The following is a 15,887-nucleotide window of genomic DNA, read 5'->3' as shown; positions in this document are numbered from 1 at the left end:
GGTTGTCAACTCCTAGATTTCGCCCCGCAGTTTGGCGAGCGCCTCGGCGAGGATCGCCTCGCCGTCCGCGTCGCTGCGTCGCTCCCGCACGTAGGCGAGATGCGTCTTGTAGGGCTCGGTGCGCGGCGGGTCCGGTGGGTTGTCCCGGTCCTGCCCCGCCGGAAAGCCGCAGCGCGGGCAGTCCCAGGTTTCGGGGACCTGCGCGTCGCTGGCGAAGCTGGGCTGCGTCTCGTGCCCGTTGGAGCACCAGAAGGAGATGCGCAGCCGCGGCGCGGACTCGCCGCGCTCGGCCTCGCCCATCGGCCCCGCCCCGACCCGGCTTCCTCGGATCGCGTTGCCACTTGCCACGGTCGTAACTCCCTGCGTGATGGTGCCGCAAAGCGAGTCGGCGTTTCGCTTCACTGCGAGCGCCTCAGTCTACGTAAGGCCCAACGCGCGTCCAGTGATTGGAGTTACAACCCCCACACACAGACGCAAGCCCCATGATAGGCCGCGCTCAGGAGCGCGTACCGAACATGGGGCGTTACGTGCGGAATGGGCGTGCTGCGCGTGCGACGCTGATCAGTTGTTCACCTTCATCAGGATCCCGAGTACGACAATGCACGCGAACCACAGCAGACCGACCACCACGGTGATGCGGTCGAGGTTGCGCTCGGCGACCGAGGAGCCGCCGACGGACGACTGCATACCGCCACCGAACATGTCGGAGAGGCCGCCGCCCTTCCCCTTGTGCATCAGCACCAGCAGCATCATCAGCAGGCTGAAGACGATCAGGGCGATCGAGAACCCCATAACCACGGCTGGACCAACTTCCTCGGATCTGGATAGACGACGGGGGCACGGTGGCAAGCCACCATGCCCCCGCAAGGGTACGACGGAACGCCGCTACCGCATACTCACTGGTCGCGGAACCGCACGATCTTGACGAACTCGTCGGCGTCCAGCGAGGCACCGCCGACCAGCGCGCCGTCGATGTCGGCCTGCGCCATGATCTCGGCGACGTTGCCGGACTTCACGGAGCCGCCGTACTGGATGCGGACCTGGTCGGCCAGTTCCTGCGTGTACAGCTCGGCGATCTTGCCGCGGATGGCGGCACAGACCTCCTGGGCGTCCTCGGCGCCGCAGACCTTGCCGGTGCCGATGGCCCAGACGGGCTCGTAGGCGATCACGATGGCCTCGGCCTGCTCGGCCGGGAGGTCCTTCAGGCCGCCCTCGACCTGGGCGAGGGTGTGCGTGACGTGATTGCCCGCCTCCCGGACCTCCAGCTCCTCGCCGACGCACAGGATCGGGGTCAGGCCGTGCTTGTAGGCGGCCTTGACCTTGGCGTTGACCAGCTCGTCCGTCTCGTTGTGGTACTGGCGGCGCTCGGAGTGGCCGATGGCGACGTAGGTGCACTTCAGCTTGGCCAGCATCGAGCCGGAGATCTCGCCGGTGTAGGCACCGCCGTCGTGCGCCGAGATGTCCTGGGCGCCATACTTGATCTTGAGTTTGTCGCCGTCGACCAGGGTCTGCACGGAGCGCAGGTCGGTGAAGGGCGGCAGAACGGCGACCTCGACGGCCTCGTAGTCCTTGTCGGCCAGGGCGAAAGCGAGCTTCTGGACCTGGGCGATGGCCTCGAGGTGGTTGAGGTTCATCTTCCAGTTGCCCGCCATCAGCGGCGTGCGCGTACTCATGCTTGGTCAGTCCTCCAGTGCGGCGAGGCCGGGGAGCGTCTTACCCTCGAGGTATTCGAGGGATGCGCCGCCGCCGGTCGAGATGTGGCCGAACTTCGACTCGTCGAAGCCCAGGGTGCGGACTGCGGCGGCGGAATCGCCACCGCCGACCACCGTGAAGCCCTTGCTGTCGAGCAGGGCCTGCGCGAGAGCGGTCGTGCCTCCGGCGTAGTCGGGGTGCTCGAAGACGCCCATGGGGCCGTTCCAGAAGACGGTCTCGGCGTCGGTGATCTTGGAGGCGAACAGCTCGCGGGACTCGGGGCCGATGTCCAGGCCCTCCTTGTCCGCGGGGATCTTGTCCGCGTCGACGTTCTCGTAGTCGGCCGGAGCCTTGGTCTTCAGGTCCGGGAAGCCGGTGGCGACCAGTGTGTCGACCGGCAGGACCAGCTCGACGCCGTTCTTCTCGGCACGCTCGATGTACTCGACGACGGCCGGGATCTGGTCCTCCTGGAGGAGGGACTTGCCGATCTCGTAGCCCTTGGCCTTGAGGAAGGTGTAGGCCATGCCGCCGCCGATGAGCAGCCGGTCGGCCTTGCCGAGCAGCTGGTCGATGACGGCGAGCTTGTCGGAGACCTTGGCGCCGCCGAGGGCGACGACGTAGGGGCGCTTGACGTCCTCCGTGAGCTTCTTCAGGACGGCGACCTCGGTGGCGATGAGGTAGCCGGCGGCGTGCGGCAGCCGGGCCGGGAGGTCGAAGACCGAGGCGTGCTTGCGGTGCACCGCTCCGAAGCCGTCGCCCACGTACAGATCGGCGAGCTCGGCGAGCCGGTCGGCGAAGGCGCCGCGCTCGGCGTCGTCCTTGGACGTCTCGCCGGCGTTGAAGCGCAGGTTCTCGATGACGGCGACCTGGCCGTCGGCGAGGCCGGCGACCGTGGAGCGGGCGGACTCGCCGACCGTGTCGGTCGCGAAGGCCACGTCGGCGCCCAGGAGTTCACCGAGGCGCGCGGCGGCGGAAGCGAGCGAGAAGGCCGGGTCCGGGGCGCCCTTGGGGCGGCCCAGGTGCGAGGCGACGACCACGCGGGCGCCCGCCTCGGCGAGAGCCTTGACGGTGGGCAGCACGGCGCGGATGCGGCCGTCGTCGCTGATCTTTACGGTCTCGGCGCCGCTTTCGAGCGGCACGTTCAGGTCGGCGCGGACGAAGACCCGCTGGCCGCCCACGCCGTCGGCGAGAAGTTCGTCGATCGTCTTCATGGAGGGAACTCCTGGGAGGGCTCGTGATGCTCGTGATCGTAAGAGGGCTGATCCGTACGTGAGTCAGGGCTCGGGCAGCGCGTCCCTGCGCTGCCCGAGCCCTGCCCTCACATCAAGTGCCTGCTCTGTTGATCAGAGCTGGTTGCCGACGAAGACCGTCAGGTCGACGAGGCGGTTGGAGTAGCCCCACTCGTTGTCGTACCAGCCGATGACCTTCACGCTCTTGCCCTCCTGGACCATGGTCAGGGAGGAGTCGAAGGTGCAGGACGCCGGCTCGTTGACGATGTCGGAGGAGACGATCGCGTCCTCGGTGTACTCGAGAAGGCCCTTGAGCTCGCCCTCGGCGGCCTTCTGGAAGGCGGCGTTGACCTCGTCCTTGGTGACCTCGCGGCCGAGCTCGACCACGAGGTCGGTGACCGAGCCGGTCGGGACCGGGACGCGCATCGCGATGCCGTCCAGCTTGCCCTTGAGCTGCGGCAGGACCAGGGCGGTGGCCTTGGCGGCGCCGGTGGTGGTCGGGATGATGTTCTCGGCGGCGGCACGGGCGCGGCGCAGGTCCTTGTGCGGGAAGTCCAGGATGCGCTGGTCGTTCGTGTACGCGTGCACGGTCGTCATCAGACCCTTGACGATGCCGAAGTTCTCGTCGAGGACCTTGGCCATCGGCGCCACACAGTTGGTGGTGCAGGAGGCGTTGGAGATGACGTGGTGGTTCGCCGGGTCGTACTTGTCGTGGTTGACACCCATCACGATGGTGATGTCCTCGTCCTTGGCCGGAGCCGAGATGAGGACCTTCTTGGCGCCGCCGGTGATGTGCTTCTCGGCGTCGGCCTTCTTCGTGAAGATGCCGGTCGACTCGATGACGATGTCGACGCCCAGCTCGCCCCACGGGATGTCGGCGGGGTTGCGCTCGGACAGGACCTTGATGGTCTTGCCGTCGACGGTGATCGTGTCGGCGGTGTGGGAGACCTCCTGCTTGAGGCGGCCCAGGATGGTGTCGTACTTCAGCAGGTGAGCGGTGGTCGCGGTGTCACCCAGGTCGTTGACAGCCACGATCTCGATGTCTGCACCCTGCTCAAGCAGCGCGCGGAAGTAGTTACGACCGATGCGGCCAAAGCCGTTGATGCCTACGCGGATCGTCACGAACCGATCTCCTCGTTGGTACGCCGGTTTCGAGACCGGCGAGCTGTATGGGATGTCCCCGACCGCCTACGACCCTACCTCCCTGAGGGCTCCGGAGTGACATCGAGATGCCCCATACACGGCACGGCGGTCCGTACCCGCCAGTAGGGGTACGGACCGCCGCGCCGGAAGGCCCGGTCACTCGATCCGGCGACTCGAAGTCACGCCGGTTTGACCAGGTGGATCACCCTTTGAGGGCGGTAAGCGCCTTCTTCAGCAGAGCCGTGCGGTCGGCCGCCGAGGCGACGTGCTCCAGGCCGAAGCCCAGCAGCACGGTGTCGTCCGTGGTGACCGCTCCGTACGTCTGGAACAGGGCCCCGGTGCGCGCCCAGTCCTTGAGGGCGGCCGGGCTGCCCGCGGGCGGACCGGCGACCTTCCAGGCACCCAGCGACGTCTCGAAGCCCTCGGTCTCGGTGGCCGTGCCGCCGACGACGAGCGAGGCGTCGTCGGCGAGGACGCCTCGGCCGCCGCTGCCCGGGTCGGTGACGTAGCTGATCGAGACCTCGACCGACTTGCCCGCGTACGCGCTCAGGTCGAAGTTCACCTGCCGCCAGCCCTCGGAGGCACCGGTGAGGGCGTTCCACGAGCCGGTGGTGCCGGTCGCGGTGCAGCCGCCGGCCCCTACGGTCAGGTAGTGCTGGAGCCAGGGGTGCTCGCCCACGTAGTAGCCGGCCGCGCAGTCCTCCGGCACGGTGGTGCGGGTGGCGCCGCCCGCCTCCGGGAGCGTCGTCCAGTCGTCGGCCCCCGTGGTGTGGGCCTCGACCAGTACGTTGTCGTAGCCGGGCTCGGTGTCCCACAGCAGCTGGGTGCGCAGGGTGGGCTTGTCGGCCGCGGTGACGCCGGTGAGGTCCACGGTGCGGGTGAGCCGCTTGTAGGCGTCGTCGGTGTGGACGGCGGCGGCCATGGAAGCGCCCGCGTACGGTCCGTACGGGTTGGTGGTCCCGGCGAACCGGCCCGCGCCCGCGCTGGCGAACTGGGGGAACTTGTCGACGGGCAGTTCGTCGGACGTCACGCCGTACGTCCCGGCGCGGTCCAGCGGGTTGCCGGTCGCCCCGGTGAGCGCGCCGGTGAAGCCGCCGAGCCTGCCGGAGCCGGTGAAGCCGGTGGCCCCTGGGGTCGACGTCCGTGTGTAGGCGCCCAGGTAGTACTGGCTGAAGTCGTTCGACGGGGTGCCGCCGCCGAGGTCGACGCTGCCGCCGGCCTGCTCGCCGGCCTCGATCAGCTTGCCGCCCTCGTTGAGGTGGGCGCGCAGCTGGAGCTGGGTGGCGATGCCGGGGACGCTCGCGCCGGTGTAGTGGACCACCGTCTTGAAGTGCCCGAGGACCCCCAGCGCGTCGGGCGCGCCCTGGGTGGCGACGTCCCACACCAGCGCCTTGCGGCCGTTCGCCTTCAGCGCGTCGACGTACGTCTGCGCCTGTGTGGCGGCCGCGCCCTCCTCCGCGACGACGAGGGTGTCCGCGCGGGGCCGTTCGGCCACCGTGTAGGTGAAGTGCTCGCTGGAGACGGGCTTTCCGCTCTTCGTCTCGCCGGTGAACCAGACCTCGACCTTGTCGCCCGGGTCGCCGTCCTGGACCTCGGCCCGGTACTCGTCGAAGTAGAGGTTGTCCTCCCCGCCGTACGTCTCGCCGCCCTTCCAGGCCTTGAGCGCCATGTCCTCCGTACGGCCGCCGTTGACGCGGTACTTGAGTTCCTTGTCGCGTACGGACTTGCGTACGACGACGGAGACCTCCTGGTCGGCGCCGCGCGAGTACGACGTCGAGAAGGCGGCCGGGGTGAAGTCGGCGGCGTTCAGGCCGACCGCGGACTTCGGCTGGTCGGGGCGGGCGGCGGACTCGGCGAGCGAGAGCGCGAACGGGATGTTCTTGGCAAACTCCTGCTGGATCAGCGTCTCGTCGTCCGGGAAGGTGAAGATCGACTGGCAGTCTTCCGGTTTCCAGGCGTCGTTCGGGTCGACGTTCGAGGCGGTTTCGCACGTCGACATCTCGGGGGTGAACATCGCCATGCCGTTGACGTTCGCCGCGTGGCCGTCGGACTCGCCGTTGGTCGTGTACAGCTCCGAGGAGACCTGCGGGTGGTAGCCGGGGATCGCGGGGTTCTCCGGGGTGCCGGCGAGCGCCTCATAGAGCACGTCGTCCGGGGTGGGCGTGGCGACCTGCCAGCCGACGCCGTAGAGGATGAGTTCGGCGGCGGAGTGGTAGTTGATGCCGTACGTGAAGCCGATCCGCTTCTCGAAGGCGTCCAGGGCCTGGGTCTCGGGCTCGGAGCCGGGGGCCGCGCCGCGGTAGGTCTGGCTGGTGGGGTTGGGGGACGAGCCCTCGTCGTCGTAGCCCCACTTGTAGGAGAAGTTGCGGTTCAGGTCGACGCCGTCGCCGGTGCCGATGATGCCGTCTCCGTTGTTGTCGCGCAGGTTCTTGCGCCACATGCGGTTGTCGGGGTCCTGGAAGGTGTAGTCGTAGCCGTCGGGGTTGGCCGTCGGCACGAACCACAGCTCGGTGGAGTCGACGATCTTCTTGATGCGCTTGTCCGTCTTGTAGTTGTCCAGGTAATGGTGCATCAGCCGGCGGGTCATCTCCGGCGTGATCCACTCGCGCGCGTGCTGGGCGGACAGGTACAGCACGGAGGGCTTGGAGCCGTCCTTTGACTTCTTGGCGCCCTTGGTCATCTTCAGGGCGAGGATGTCCTGGCCGCCCACCGTCTTGCCGATGGAGACGACCTTGGTGAGGCCGGGGTGCTCCTGGCTGGTCTTGAGGATCTCCTCTTTCAGCCCGCCGCGTCCGCTGTACGGCCGGAACACGCCCTCGGCGGCGTCCTCGACGCGGTTCTCGGCCTTGGCGGACAGCTTGTGCTCTCGGAGGTCGACACCCTTGTCCTCGAGCTTCTCGGCCTGCTGGTCGGTGAGGTAGACCTCGACGGTGGCCTCGCCCTTCTCGGGCACCTGCTCACCGAGTTCGTGGGCGTCCTGACCGGCCGCCAGCAGCAGGGGTACCTGCTTCTGGGTGACCTCGGCCCGGAAGACCTTGACCTCGTTCGGATCGGGAGTACCGGGGTCTTGCGCCGCCTGGGCGATGGGTGCGATTCCCGCACCGCCCAGCAGGAGCGCGCCAACAGCGAGGATCGGTCTCGCTTTTCGTCTCATGAACCCCCCTAGCAATGGTTCGCCACAGTGGCGAGCACATGCCAGGCTCATGTCACTTCATGATCCAGTCAAGGGTGCCTCGAGCACATGCGAACGCCGGTGCCGGTGGCCCAAGTGGGCGTCGGCACCGGCGTATTGGGCTGCTTACGTCACCTGCTCACGTCTCCCGCTCACGTCACCCCACGAGGTTGTCCGCCATCTCCTCGGTGATGCTGGACTCCGTGCCGGGGATGCCGAGGTCCTGGGCCCGCTTGTCGGCCATCGCCAGCAGACGGCGGATACGGCCGGCGACGGCGTCCTTGGTCAGCGGCGGGTCGGCGAGCGCGCCCAACTCCTCCAGGGAAGCCTGCTTGTGGTCCATGCGCAGCCGGCCGGCGGCGGCGAGGTGCTCGGGGACGTCGTCGCCGAGGATCTCCAGGGCCCGCTGGACCCGGGCACCGGCGGCGACGGCCGCGCGCGCGGAGCGGCGCAGGTTGGCGTCGTCGAAGTTGGCGAGACGGTTCGCCGTGGCCCGCACCTCGCGGCGCATCCGCCGCTCCTCCCAGGCCAGCACCGACTCGTGGGCGCCGAGCCGGGTGAGCAGGGCGCCGATGGCGTCGCCGTCGCGGACGACGACCCGGTCCACGCCGCGCACCTCGCGGGCCTTGGCGGCGATCGACAGGCGGCGGGCGGCGCCGACCAGGGCGAGGGCGGCCTCGGGGCCCGGGCAGGTCACCTCCAGGGAGGAGGAACGGCCGGGTTCGGTGAGCGAGCCGTGCGCCAGGAAGGCCCCGCGCCAGGCGGCCTCCGCGTCGCAGGTGGCCCCCGAGACCACCTGCGGGGGCAGGCCGCGGATCGGGCGGCCGCGGCCGTCGACCAGTCCGGTCTGCCGGGCCAGCTGATCACCGCCGGCGACGACCCGGATGACGTAGCGCGAACCGCGGCGCAGCCCGCCCGGCGCCATCACGATCAGCTCGGAGCTGTGGCCGAAGATCTCCAGGATGTCCCGCTTCAGTCTGCGGGCCGCCATCGCGGTGTCCAGCTCCGCCTCGATCACAATGCGCCCGCTCACCAGGTGGAGGCCGCCGGCGAACCGCAGAACGGCGGAGACCTCCGCCTTCCTGCAGCAGGTCCGGGTGACGGGGAGCCGGGAGATCTCATCCTTCACCGCTGCCGTCATCGCCATGGGCCGATCCTTCCATGCATCCGAAAAATACGGTCGTACGCGGCGGCCAGCAGCTCCGGGTCGTGCCGCGGAGAACCGTCTCTCCGGGCGACCGGGGCCAGCTCGACCGCGGCACCGAACCGCTTGGCGGCCTCGGTGAGCACATAGCGGTCGGGCACGGCGGCCTCGTCGGCCAGCACCACGTCCAGGGCGAGTTTAGGGGCGTGTCGTCCCAAAACCTCCAAATGACGCTGCGGGGAGAAGCCGTCGGTTTCTCCGGGCTGCGGGGCGAGGTTCAGCGAGAGTACCCGGCGTGCCTTCGTCTGGGTGAGGGCGTCCAGCAGCTCGGGCACGAGCAGGTGCGGGATGACCGAGGAGAACCAGGAGCCGGGGCCGAGGACCACCCAGTCCGCGTCGAGGACGGCCTCCACCGCCTCGGGTACGGCCGGCGGGTCGTGCGGCACGAGGTGCACGGACTGCACCTCGCCGGGGGTGAGGGCCACGGTCGCCTGGCCCCGCACGGTGTCGACCTCCTCGGGCCGGTCCGGGTCGTGGCCCTTGACCAGGGCCTGGAGCTCCAGGGGTACGGCGGACATGGGCAAAACGCGCCCGTGCGCGCCGAGGAGCTTGCCGACCAGGTCGAGGGCCTGGACGTGGTCGCCGAGCTGCTCCCACAGGGCGACGATCAGCAGGTTGCCGACCGCGTGTTCGTGCAGGTCGCCCTTGGACTGGAAGCGGTGCTGGATGACGCGGGCCCAGGTCTGGCCCCAGTCGTCGTCGCCGCACAGCGCGGCCAGCGCCTTGCGCAGGTCGCCGGGCGGCAGCACGCCCAGCTCGTCACGCAGGCGCCCGCTGGAGCCGCCGTCGTCGGCCACGGTGACGACCGCGGTGAGGTCGCCGGTGATCCGGCGCAGTGCGGCGAGCGAGGCGGACAGGCCCATGCCGCCGCCGAGGGCGACCACTTTGGGCTGGGCGCCCCGGCGGCGCGGTTTGGCGCCGCGGGCCTCGACGGGCCTGCTCGCGCGCCCCTCGGGCACCGCACGGCGCAGCCTGCTCAGCCGCGGAGTACGTCCCGTCATTCGCGTCCCATGTCCCGGTGTACGACCACCGTCTCCACGCCCTCGGCCGCGAGGCGCGCGGCGAGCTTCTCCGACATGGCGACCGAGCGGTGCTTGCCGCCCGTACAGCCGATGGCGATGGTCACGTACCGCTTGCCCTCGCGGCGGTAGCCGGCCGCGATGAGCCGGAGCAGCTCGGCGTACCGGTCGAGGAACTCCTTGGCGCCGGGCTGGTTGAAGACGTACGCGGCGACCTCCTCGTTGACGCCGGTGAAGGGGCGCAGCTCCGGGACCCAGTGCGGGTTGGGCAGGAAGCGCATGTCCGCGACCAGGTCGGCGTCGACCGGGAGGCCGTACTTGAAGCCGAAGGACATGACGGTGGCCCGCAGCTCGGGCTCCTCCTCGCCGGCGAACTGGGCGTCCATCTTGGCGCGCAGCTCGTGCACGTTCAGGCTGGAGGTGTCGATCACCAGGTCGGCGTCGCCGCGCAGCTCGCGCAGCAGCTCCCGCTCGGCGGCGATGCCGTCGACGATGCGGCCGTCGCCCTGGAGGGGGTGCGGGCGGCGCACCGACTCGAAGCGGCGTACCAGGGCCTCGTCGGAGGACTCCAGGAAGACGATCCGCCGGGTGACCTGCCTGCTGTCCAGGTCGGCGAGGGATTCGCGGAGATTGTCGAAGAAGCGGCGGCCGCGGACGTCGACGACGACCGCGATCCGCGCCACGTTGCCCTGGGAGCGGGCGCCGAGCTCCACCATGGTGGGGATCAGCGCCGGCGGGAGGTTGTCGACGACGAACCAGCCGAGGTCCTCCAGACACTTGGCGGCCGTCGAGCGGCCCGCTCCGGACATGCCGGAGATGATCACCAGCTCGGGGATCGCGGTGTCCGGGACTGCGGCCGTCTCGTTGGGCGTGCCCGTACTCACTTGTGCTCCGTCTCCGCCTTGGCCTTGTTGCCCGTCGTGCTCGTTCACATTCATGTCTCCTGCCCCCGTCGTTCGTCCGGGGCGCCCATCCTCACGGGCTCCCCACTGGAACCCATGGTGCCGGGTTCCTCTTCCATGATCTCTCCAGTCGCCGTGTTCACCGCCGGCGTGGCCGGAGCCGCCTGGGCGAGAGCCACGGCGATCGTCTCGGCCGTCTTGCGGCCTATGCCGGGAACCTCGCAGATCTGGTCGATGGTGGCGGATCGCAGTTTCTTCAACGAACCGAAATGCTTCAGCAGAGCCTGCTTGCGCGTGTCCCCGAGCCCCGGCACGTCGTCCAAGGGGCTCGACCTGAAGCGCTTGGCCCTCTTCGTGCGCTGGTAGGTGATCGCGAAGCGGTGGGCCTCGTCCCGGACCCGCTGGAGCAGGTAGAGGCCCTCGCTGGTGCGGGGCAGGACCACCGGGTCGTCCTCGTCCGGCAGCCAGACCTCCTCCAGGCGTTTGGCGAGGCCGCAGACGGCGATGTCGTCGATGCCGAGCTCGTCGAGGGCCTTCTTGGCGGCCGCGACCTGCGGCTGGCCGCCGTCGACGACGACGAGCTGGGGCGGGTAGGCGAAGCGCTTGGGACGGCCGTCCTCTTCCGTGAGGGCGTTCTGTCCGTCGGACCACTCCCCCGTCTTCTCCTTCTCGGCGAGGTAGCGCCGGAAGCGGCGGGTGATCACCTCGTGCATGGAGCGGACGTCGTCCTGGCCCGCGAAGCCCTTGATCTGGAAGCGGCGGTACTCGCCCTTGCGCTGGAGTCCGTCCTCGAAGACGACCATGGAGGCCACGACGTCGTCGCCCTGGAGATGCGAGATGTCGTAGCACTCGATCCTGAGCGGGGCGCTGTCCAGGTCCAGGGCCTCGGCGATCTCCTCCAGCGCGCGCGAGCGCGTGGTCAGGTCCGAGGCGCGCTTGGTCTTGTGCAGCACGAGCGCCTGCTGGGCGTTGCGCTGCACGGTCTCCATGAGGGCCTTCTTGTCGCCGCGCTGCGGGATGCGCAGCGAGACGTTGGAACCGCGGCGCCCGGTCAGCCATTCCTGGACGGGCTCCACCGGGTCGGGCAGGGCCGGGACGAGGACCTCCTTGGGGACCGCGTCGCCCTTCTCCTCGCCGTAGAGCTGCTGGAGGGCGTGCTCGACGAGGGCGCCGGTGGTGATCTCCTCGACCTTGTCGGTCACCCAGCCGCGCTGGCCGCGCACGCGTCCGCCACGGACGTGGAAGATCTGCACGGCCGCTTCCAGCTCGTCCTCGGCGACCGCGATCAGGTCGGCGTCGGTCGCGTCGGCGAGCACGACCGCGTTCTTCTCCATGGCCTTCTTCAGGGCCTCGATGTCGTCGCGCAGGCGGGCCGCGCGCTCGTACTCCATCTCCTCGGCCGCCGCCGTCATCTGCTTCTCCAGGCGGCGGAGATACGTGCCCGTGCGGCCGGCCATGAAGTCGCAGAACTCGTCGGCGAGTTCGCGGTGCTCGTCGGCGGAGACCCGGCCGACGCAGGGTGCGGAGCACTTGCCGATGTAGCCGAGCAGGCAGGGGCGGCCGGTGCGGGCGGCGTTCTTGAAGACGCCGGCGGAGCAGGTGCGGACCGGGAAGACGCGCAGGAGGAGGTCGACGGTGTCGCGGATGGCCCACGCGTGCGCGTACGGCCCGAAGTACCTGACGCCCTTCTTCTTGTGACCGCGCATCACCTGCACGCGCGGGAACTCCTCGTTCATCGTCACAGCGAGGTACGGGTAGCTCTTGTCGTCGCGGTACTTGACGTTGAACCGGGGGTCGTACTCCTTGATCCAGGAGTACTCCAGCTGCAGGGCCTCGACCTCCGTGGCAACCACGGTCCACTCCACGGAGGCGGCCGTGGTGACCATGGTGCGGGTGCGGGGGTGGAGGCCCGCCAGGTCCTGGAAGTAGTTCGCCAGGCGTTGGCGCAGGCTCTTCGCCTTTCCGACGTAGATCACCCGGCGGTGCTCGTCACGGAACCTGTACACCCCGGGAGAGTCCGGGATCTGTCCCGGCTTGGGGCGGTAGCTGGAGGGATCGGCCATGTCTCACACCCTACTGGCGGGGGGTGACAGCGCGGCGGGCTGTGGACAACGTCCGCCGGGTCGCCGGGTTCCCTGTGGACAACGTCGCCAGGGCGGCACCTCACTACCCCTCATGAGCCCATCATTACGCTGAGTGAAGAGATCTTTCTGTCAGCCAGGCCGCGCGAAATCGGTCATGAGTACGGCGCTGTTCGACATCAGGTGTTGTCGGGACTTGGTCAACACGCTTCAATGCGGGGGAACTCGGGGGCCCTGCACGACGGCGTACGGATGTGAAGATCCCCCGGCGCCGGCGCGGCGCCCCCGGCACACCCTCGTGAACGGTCTGACCAGCCGTTGTGAAGCATTCACAGAAAGGCCCCTGCATGCCGCACGCCCCACAGCACGCGGACGTCGCCACCATCGCCACAACGGAACTGGACTCGGCCCTGCGTGGCGGGCCCTTCCACGTCGCGCTGCGGGCCGCGATCGCCGCCCGCGGACTGCCGCTGCAGCGGGTGCAGCACCATCTGTCGCGGTACGGGGTGAGGGTCGGCGTCACGAGCCTGAGCTACTGGCAGCAAGGCGCCCGGCGCCCGCAACGCCCCGAGTCGTTGCGGGCCGTACGTGCGCTGGAGGAGATTCTCCAGCTGCCCGAGGAGTCCCTGATCCGGCTGCTGGCCCGGACCGACGAGGACCCGGCCGCACAGCGGCCCGCGGCCCGCTCCTACCGGTCCCTGGTGGAGGCCTCGGGTGTCCTGGAACAGCTGCTGGCCGAGCTGGACTCGCCGCTCGACGGCGGGCTGCACACACTCGGGCACCACGAGCGCGTACGGATCGGGGCGCGCCGCGAGCTGACGGGGCGCGAGTCGCAGCACATCGTGCGCGCCCACCGGGACGGCGTCGACCGTTTCGTGGCCGTTCACCATGGCGACCCGGGCTGCGCGCCGGAGCGCATGAGAGTCCACGCCCTGGAGAACTGCCGTACGGGACGCGTCCGTTCGGACCACGAGACCGGGGTGCTGGTGGCCGAGTTGCTCTTCGACACCCGGCTGCGGGCCGGCGACACCTTCCTCTTCCGTTACCGCGTCGAGGACGGCACGGCCGGTGTGTCGCGGGAGTACGTCCGCGGGTTCGGGCCGGCCGGCGGCCAGTACGCGCTCCAGGTGCGGTTCGACGAGGACGCGCTGCCGACGCGCTGCCACCGTTTCGCCCAGCACTCGGCGGCGGCTCCCCGCAGCGGCCGACAAGAACTGGCCCTGACCGGCCGACACCACTCGGTGCACCTCGTGGAGCCTCGGGTGCGGTCGGGGATCGTGGGGATCGCGTGGGACTGGGAGTGAGGGGCAGGTCGTGAGGTCGGCTCGGCGCGCCTCTTTGATGTCCGGTCACCGGGCGTAAACGATTGCGCAAGCGTTTACGTCCGCCGTCGCATGCGATACGTTCCCGGTGCTGTGCCGCGCGGTGCGGTGCCGTTTCGTTCCGGGAGGTGGTCTCCATGCCGACCATGGCCGACGTCGCACGCAGCGCCGGCGTGTCCGTGGCGACCGTCTCGCACGTACTGAACGACACCCGGCCGGTGCTTCCCCACACGCGTCAGGCCGTGCTGGACGCCATCGACGAGCTCGGCTACACCCCCAACACCCTCGCCCGCTCGCTGGTGACCTCCCGCACGCGGTCCATCGGCCTCGCGGTGTCGGCGATCAGCAACCCCTACTTCACGGAGATCCTCCAGGGAGTCGAGGCCAGCGCCCTGGAGCACGGCTACAGCCTGCTCATCGCGGATCCACACGACGATGCGGAGCACGAGCGCAAGGTCGTCCAGCTCCTGCACGAACGACGGGTGGACGGCATGATCGTCGCGCCCTCCGCGGATCCGCGCGAGCTGGTCGCCTACCTGGGGCGTCACGACGTACCGACCGTGTTCCTCGACCGGCTGCTCGACTCTCCCGAGGACGGCGTGGCGCGCTTCGACCAGGTCTGTGCCGACAGCGCCGAACCGACGGCCGAGCTGGTCACGCACCTCGCCGGGCTCGGCCACCGGCGGATCGCCCTGGTCGCGGGCCGGCCGGGGCTGAGCACGACCGGGGAGCGGATCACCGGGTACCGGCACGGCCTCGCGGCCGCCGGGCTCCCCTATGACGAGCGGCTCGTGGTGCACGGCGACTCCGAGGCGGCCGGCGCCGAACGGGCGACCGCGGCCCTGCTCTCCCTCGCCACGCCACCCTCCGGGCTCGTCACCGCCAACAACGCGATGACCATCGGGGCCCTGCGCGCGCTGCGCGAACGTGGCCTGTCGGTGCCCGACGACATCGCGCTGTGCTGCTTCGACGACTTCCCCTGGGCGGACCTGTTCGCTCCCCAACTCACCGCGATCGCCCAGCCCAGCAAGGACATCGGCGCACAGGCGGTCCGGCTGCTCCTGGACCGCCTCGCCGCACCGGACCGGCCCGCCCGGACCGTGCGGCTCGCCTGCGCCTTCGTCCATCGCACCTCGTGCGGCTGCCCCGCGGAGCCGGAGCACCCCGCGCAGCCCCAGCAGTCCGCGAAAGGAACCGTCTCGTGATCGTCGTCGCCGGTGAGGCCCTGATCGACCTGGTACCGCAGGGCACGGGCGCCCTCGCGGACCTGAAGCCGGCGCTCGGCGGCGGCCCCTACAACACGGCCGTCGCCCTCGGCCGCCTCGGCTCCCCCACGGCCTTCTGCTCCCGCGTCTCGTACGACGCCTTCGGCGAGGCCCTGCTGGACAGGCTGCGGGAGTCCGACGTCGACGTGTCGGCCGTACAGCGTGGCACGGAGCCGACCACCCTCGCGGTCGCCACGATCGACGGGCACGGCTCGGCCGCCTACTCCTTCTACGTCGACGGCACCGCCGACCGGCTGTTCACGGCACCCTCGGAGCTGCCCGCGGGGACGCGGGCGGTGTCCTTCGGCACCTGCTCGCTGGTGCTGGAGCCGGGCGCGAGCGCCTATGAGGAGCTGATGCGGGGCGCGGCCGCGCAGGGCGTGTTCACCACGCTCGACCCGAACATCCGGGCGGGGCTGATTCCCGACGCGGACGCCTACCGGGCCCGGTTCAAGAGCTGGCTGCCGTCGGTGTCGCTGCTCAAGCTGTCCGAGGAGGACGCTCGGTGGCTGGGCGGGACCCCGCACGAGTGGCTGGCCGCCGGCCCCTCGGCCGTCGTGATCACCCAGGGTGGCGACGGCCTGACGGCCTTCACCCGGGACGGGGCGGTGTACGCCGTGCCGGGCGAGAAGGTCGACGTCGTGGACACGATCGGCGCCGGCGACACCGTGAACGCGGCTCTGTTGCACGGCCTGTCCGATCGGGACGCCCTGACCCCGCAGGCTCTCGTGGGTCTGGGCGCCGACGGGTGGACCCGGCTGCTGCGGTTCGCCGCGCGTGCGGCGGCGATCACGTGCTCGCGCGCGGGGGCCGAGCCGCCGTTCGCGGCGGAACTGGGCTGAGCGCCCGAGACGTCCG

General features: G+C 70.1%; 13 protein-coding genes. 3 read left to right on the top strand and 10 right to left on the bottom strand.

Translation table 11 applies throughout. The features are described 5' to 3' along the window. Nucleotides 1-12: 12 nt before the first annotated feature. From ABT063_RS13865 to uvrC, 10 genes are all read right to left on the bottom strand, one after another. Complete coding sequence (locus tag ABT063_RS13865) at nt 13-348, bottom strand: RNA polymerase-binding protein RbpA (protein WP_003976875.1); 336 nt, start codon at nt 346-348, stop codon at nt 13-15. Between the two features lie 213 nt (nt 349-561). After that, entirely contained in the window at nt 562-792 is a 231-nt protein-coding gene (secG, locus tag ABT063_RS13860; RefSeq protein WP_029181151.1) for a preprotein translocase subunit SecG, read from the bottom strand. Nucleotides 793-896: 104 nt separating this feature from the next. After that, nucleotides 897-1,673 (bottom strand): triose-phosphate isomerase, encoded by a 777-nt coding sequence (gene tpiA / locus ABT063_RS13855; RefSeq protein ID WP_351057488.1) that lies wholly within the window; start codon nt 1,671-1,673, stop codon nt 897-899. A 6-nt stretch (nt 1,674-1,679) separates the two neighbouring features. Continuing rightward, nucleotides 1,680-2,903 carry a phosphoglycerate kinase gene (locus ABT063_RS13850; RefSeq protein ID WP_351057487.1) on the bottom strand — a complete coding sequence of 408 codons (1,224 nt, stop codon included), beginning with the start codon at nt 2,901-2,903 and terminating at the stop codon, nt 1,680-1,682. Nucleotides 2,904-3,035: 132 nt separating this feature from the next. Then, a complete protein-coding gene (gap, locus tag ABT063_RS13845) occupies nt 3,036-4,043 on the bottom strand; it encodes a type I glyceraldehyde-3-phosphate dehydrogenase (protein WP_351057486.1) in 1,008 nt (335 codons plus the stop codon). Between the two features lie 223 nt (nt 4,044-4,266). Beyond that, a complete protein-coding gene (locus ABT063_RS13840; protein WP_351057485.1) occupies nt 4,267-7,218 on the bottom strand; it encodes a M14 family metallopeptidase in 2,952 nt (983 codons plus the stop codon). A 175-nt stretch (nt 7,219-7,393) separates the two neighbouring features. Beyond that, nucleotides 7,394-8,383, bottom strand: a complete 990-nt coding sequence (gene whiA / locus ABT063_RS13835; RefSeq protein ID WP_351057483.1) for a DNA-binding protein WhiA — start codon at nt 8,381-8,383, stop codon at nt 7,394-7,396. After that, a complete protein-coding gene (locus ABT063_RS13830; RefSeq protein WP_351057482.1) occupies nt 8,374-9,441 on the bottom strand; it encodes a gluconeogenesis factor YvcK family protein in 1,068 nt (355 codons plus the stop codon). The genes whiA and ABT063_RS13830 overlap by 10 nt, the downstream gene beginning before the upstream one ends. Further along, a complete protein-coding gene (gene rapZ, locus ABT063_RS13825) occupies nt 9,438-10,397 on the bottom strand; it encodes an RNase adapter RapZ (protein WP_351057481.1) in 960 nt (319 codons plus the stop codon). The genes ABT063_RS13830 and rapZ overlap by 4 nt, the downstream gene beginning before the upstream one ends. Further along, entirely contained in the window at nt 10,394-12,424 is a 2,031-nt protein-coding gene (gene uvrC, locus ABT063_RS13820; RefSeq protein WP_351057479.1) for an excinuclease ABC subunit UvrC, read from the bottom strand. Before uvrC ends, rapZ begins: the two co-directional genes overlap by 4 nt. Before the next feature lie 365 nt (nt 12,425-12,789). Here uvrC and ABT063_RS13815 point away from each other — a divergent pair, with 365 nt between their 5' ends. The 3 genes from ABT063_RS13815 (at nt 12,790) to ABT063_RS13805 (ending at nt 15,871) form a co-directional block, all read left to right on the top strand. Beyond that, on the top strand, nt 12,790-13,746 hold the full coding sequence (locus tag ABT063_RS13815; RefSeq protein ID WP_351057478.1) for a hypothetical protein: 957 nt from the start codon (nt 12,790-12,792) through the stop codon (nt 13,744-13,746). A 155-nt stretch (nt 13,747-13,901) separates the two neighbouring features. Continuing rightward, a complete protein-coding gene (locus ABT063_RS13810; RefSeq protein WP_351057477.1) occupies nt 13,902-14,969 on the top strand; it encodes a LacI family DNA-binding transcriptional regulator in 1,068 nt (355 codons plus the stop codon). Further along, on the top strand, nt 14,966-15,871 hold the full coding sequence (locus tag ABT063_RS13805) for a carbohydrate kinase family protein (RefSeq protein ID WP_351057476.1): 906 nt from the start codon (nt 14,966-14,968) through the stop codon (nt 15,869-15,871). The genes ABT063_RS13810 and ABT063_RS13805 overlap by 4 nt, the downstream gene beginning before the upstream one ends. Nucleotides 15,872-15,887: the final 16 nt, after the last annotated feature.

The sequence above is a fragment of the Streptomyces sp. NPDC002838 genome (genome assembly GCF_040295365.1).
Lineage (GTDB): Bacteria > Actinomycetota > Actinomycetes > Streptomycetales > Streptomycetaceae > Streptomyces.
The sequence above is the reverse complement of the archived record's forward strand: the minus strand, read 5'-3'. Positions and strand labels throughout refer to the sequence as shown.

Bases quoted from the DNA above. Each gene is read 5' to 3' on its own strand.
- secG (WP_029181151.1), bottom strand. From the start codon at position 792: ATGGGGTTCTCGATCGCCCTGATCGTCTTCAGCCTGCTGATGATGCTG.
- tpiA (WP_351057488.1), bottom strand. From the start codon at position 1,673: ATGAGTACGCGCACGCCGCTGATGGCGGGCAACTGGAAGATGAACCTC.
- ABT063_RS13850 (WP_351057487.1), bottom strand. From the start codon at position 2,903: ATGAAGACGATCGACGAACTTCTCGCCGACGGCGTGGGCGGCCAGCGG.
- ABT063_RS13840 (WP_351057485.1), bottom strand. From the start codon at position 7,218: ATGAGACGAAAAGCGAGACCGATCCTCGCTGTTGGCGCGCTCCTGCTG.
- whiA (WP_351057483.1), bottom strand. From the start codon at position 8,383: ATGGCGATGACGGCAGCGGTGAAGGATGAGATCTCCCGGCTCCCCGTC.
- ABT063_RS13830 (WP_351057482.1), bottom strand. From the start codon at position 9,441: ATGACGGGACGTACTCCGCGGCTGAGCAGGCTGCGCCGTGCGGTGCCC.
- rapZ (WP_351057481.1), bottom strand. From the start codon at position 10,397: ATGAATGTGAACGAGCACGACGGGCAACAAGGCCAAGGCGGAGACGGA.
- uvrC (WP_351057479.1), bottom strand. From the start codon at position 12,424: ATGGCCGATCCCTCCAGCTACCGCCCCAAGCCGGGACAGATCCCGGAC.
- ABT063_RS13815 (WP_351057478.1), top strand. From the start codon at position 12,790: ATGCCGCACGCCCCACAGCACGCGGACGTCGCCACCATCGCCACAACG.
- ABT063_RS13810 (WP_351057477.1), top strand. From the start codon at position 13,902: ATGCCGACCATGGCCGACGTCGCACGCAGCGCCGGCGTGTCCGTGGCG.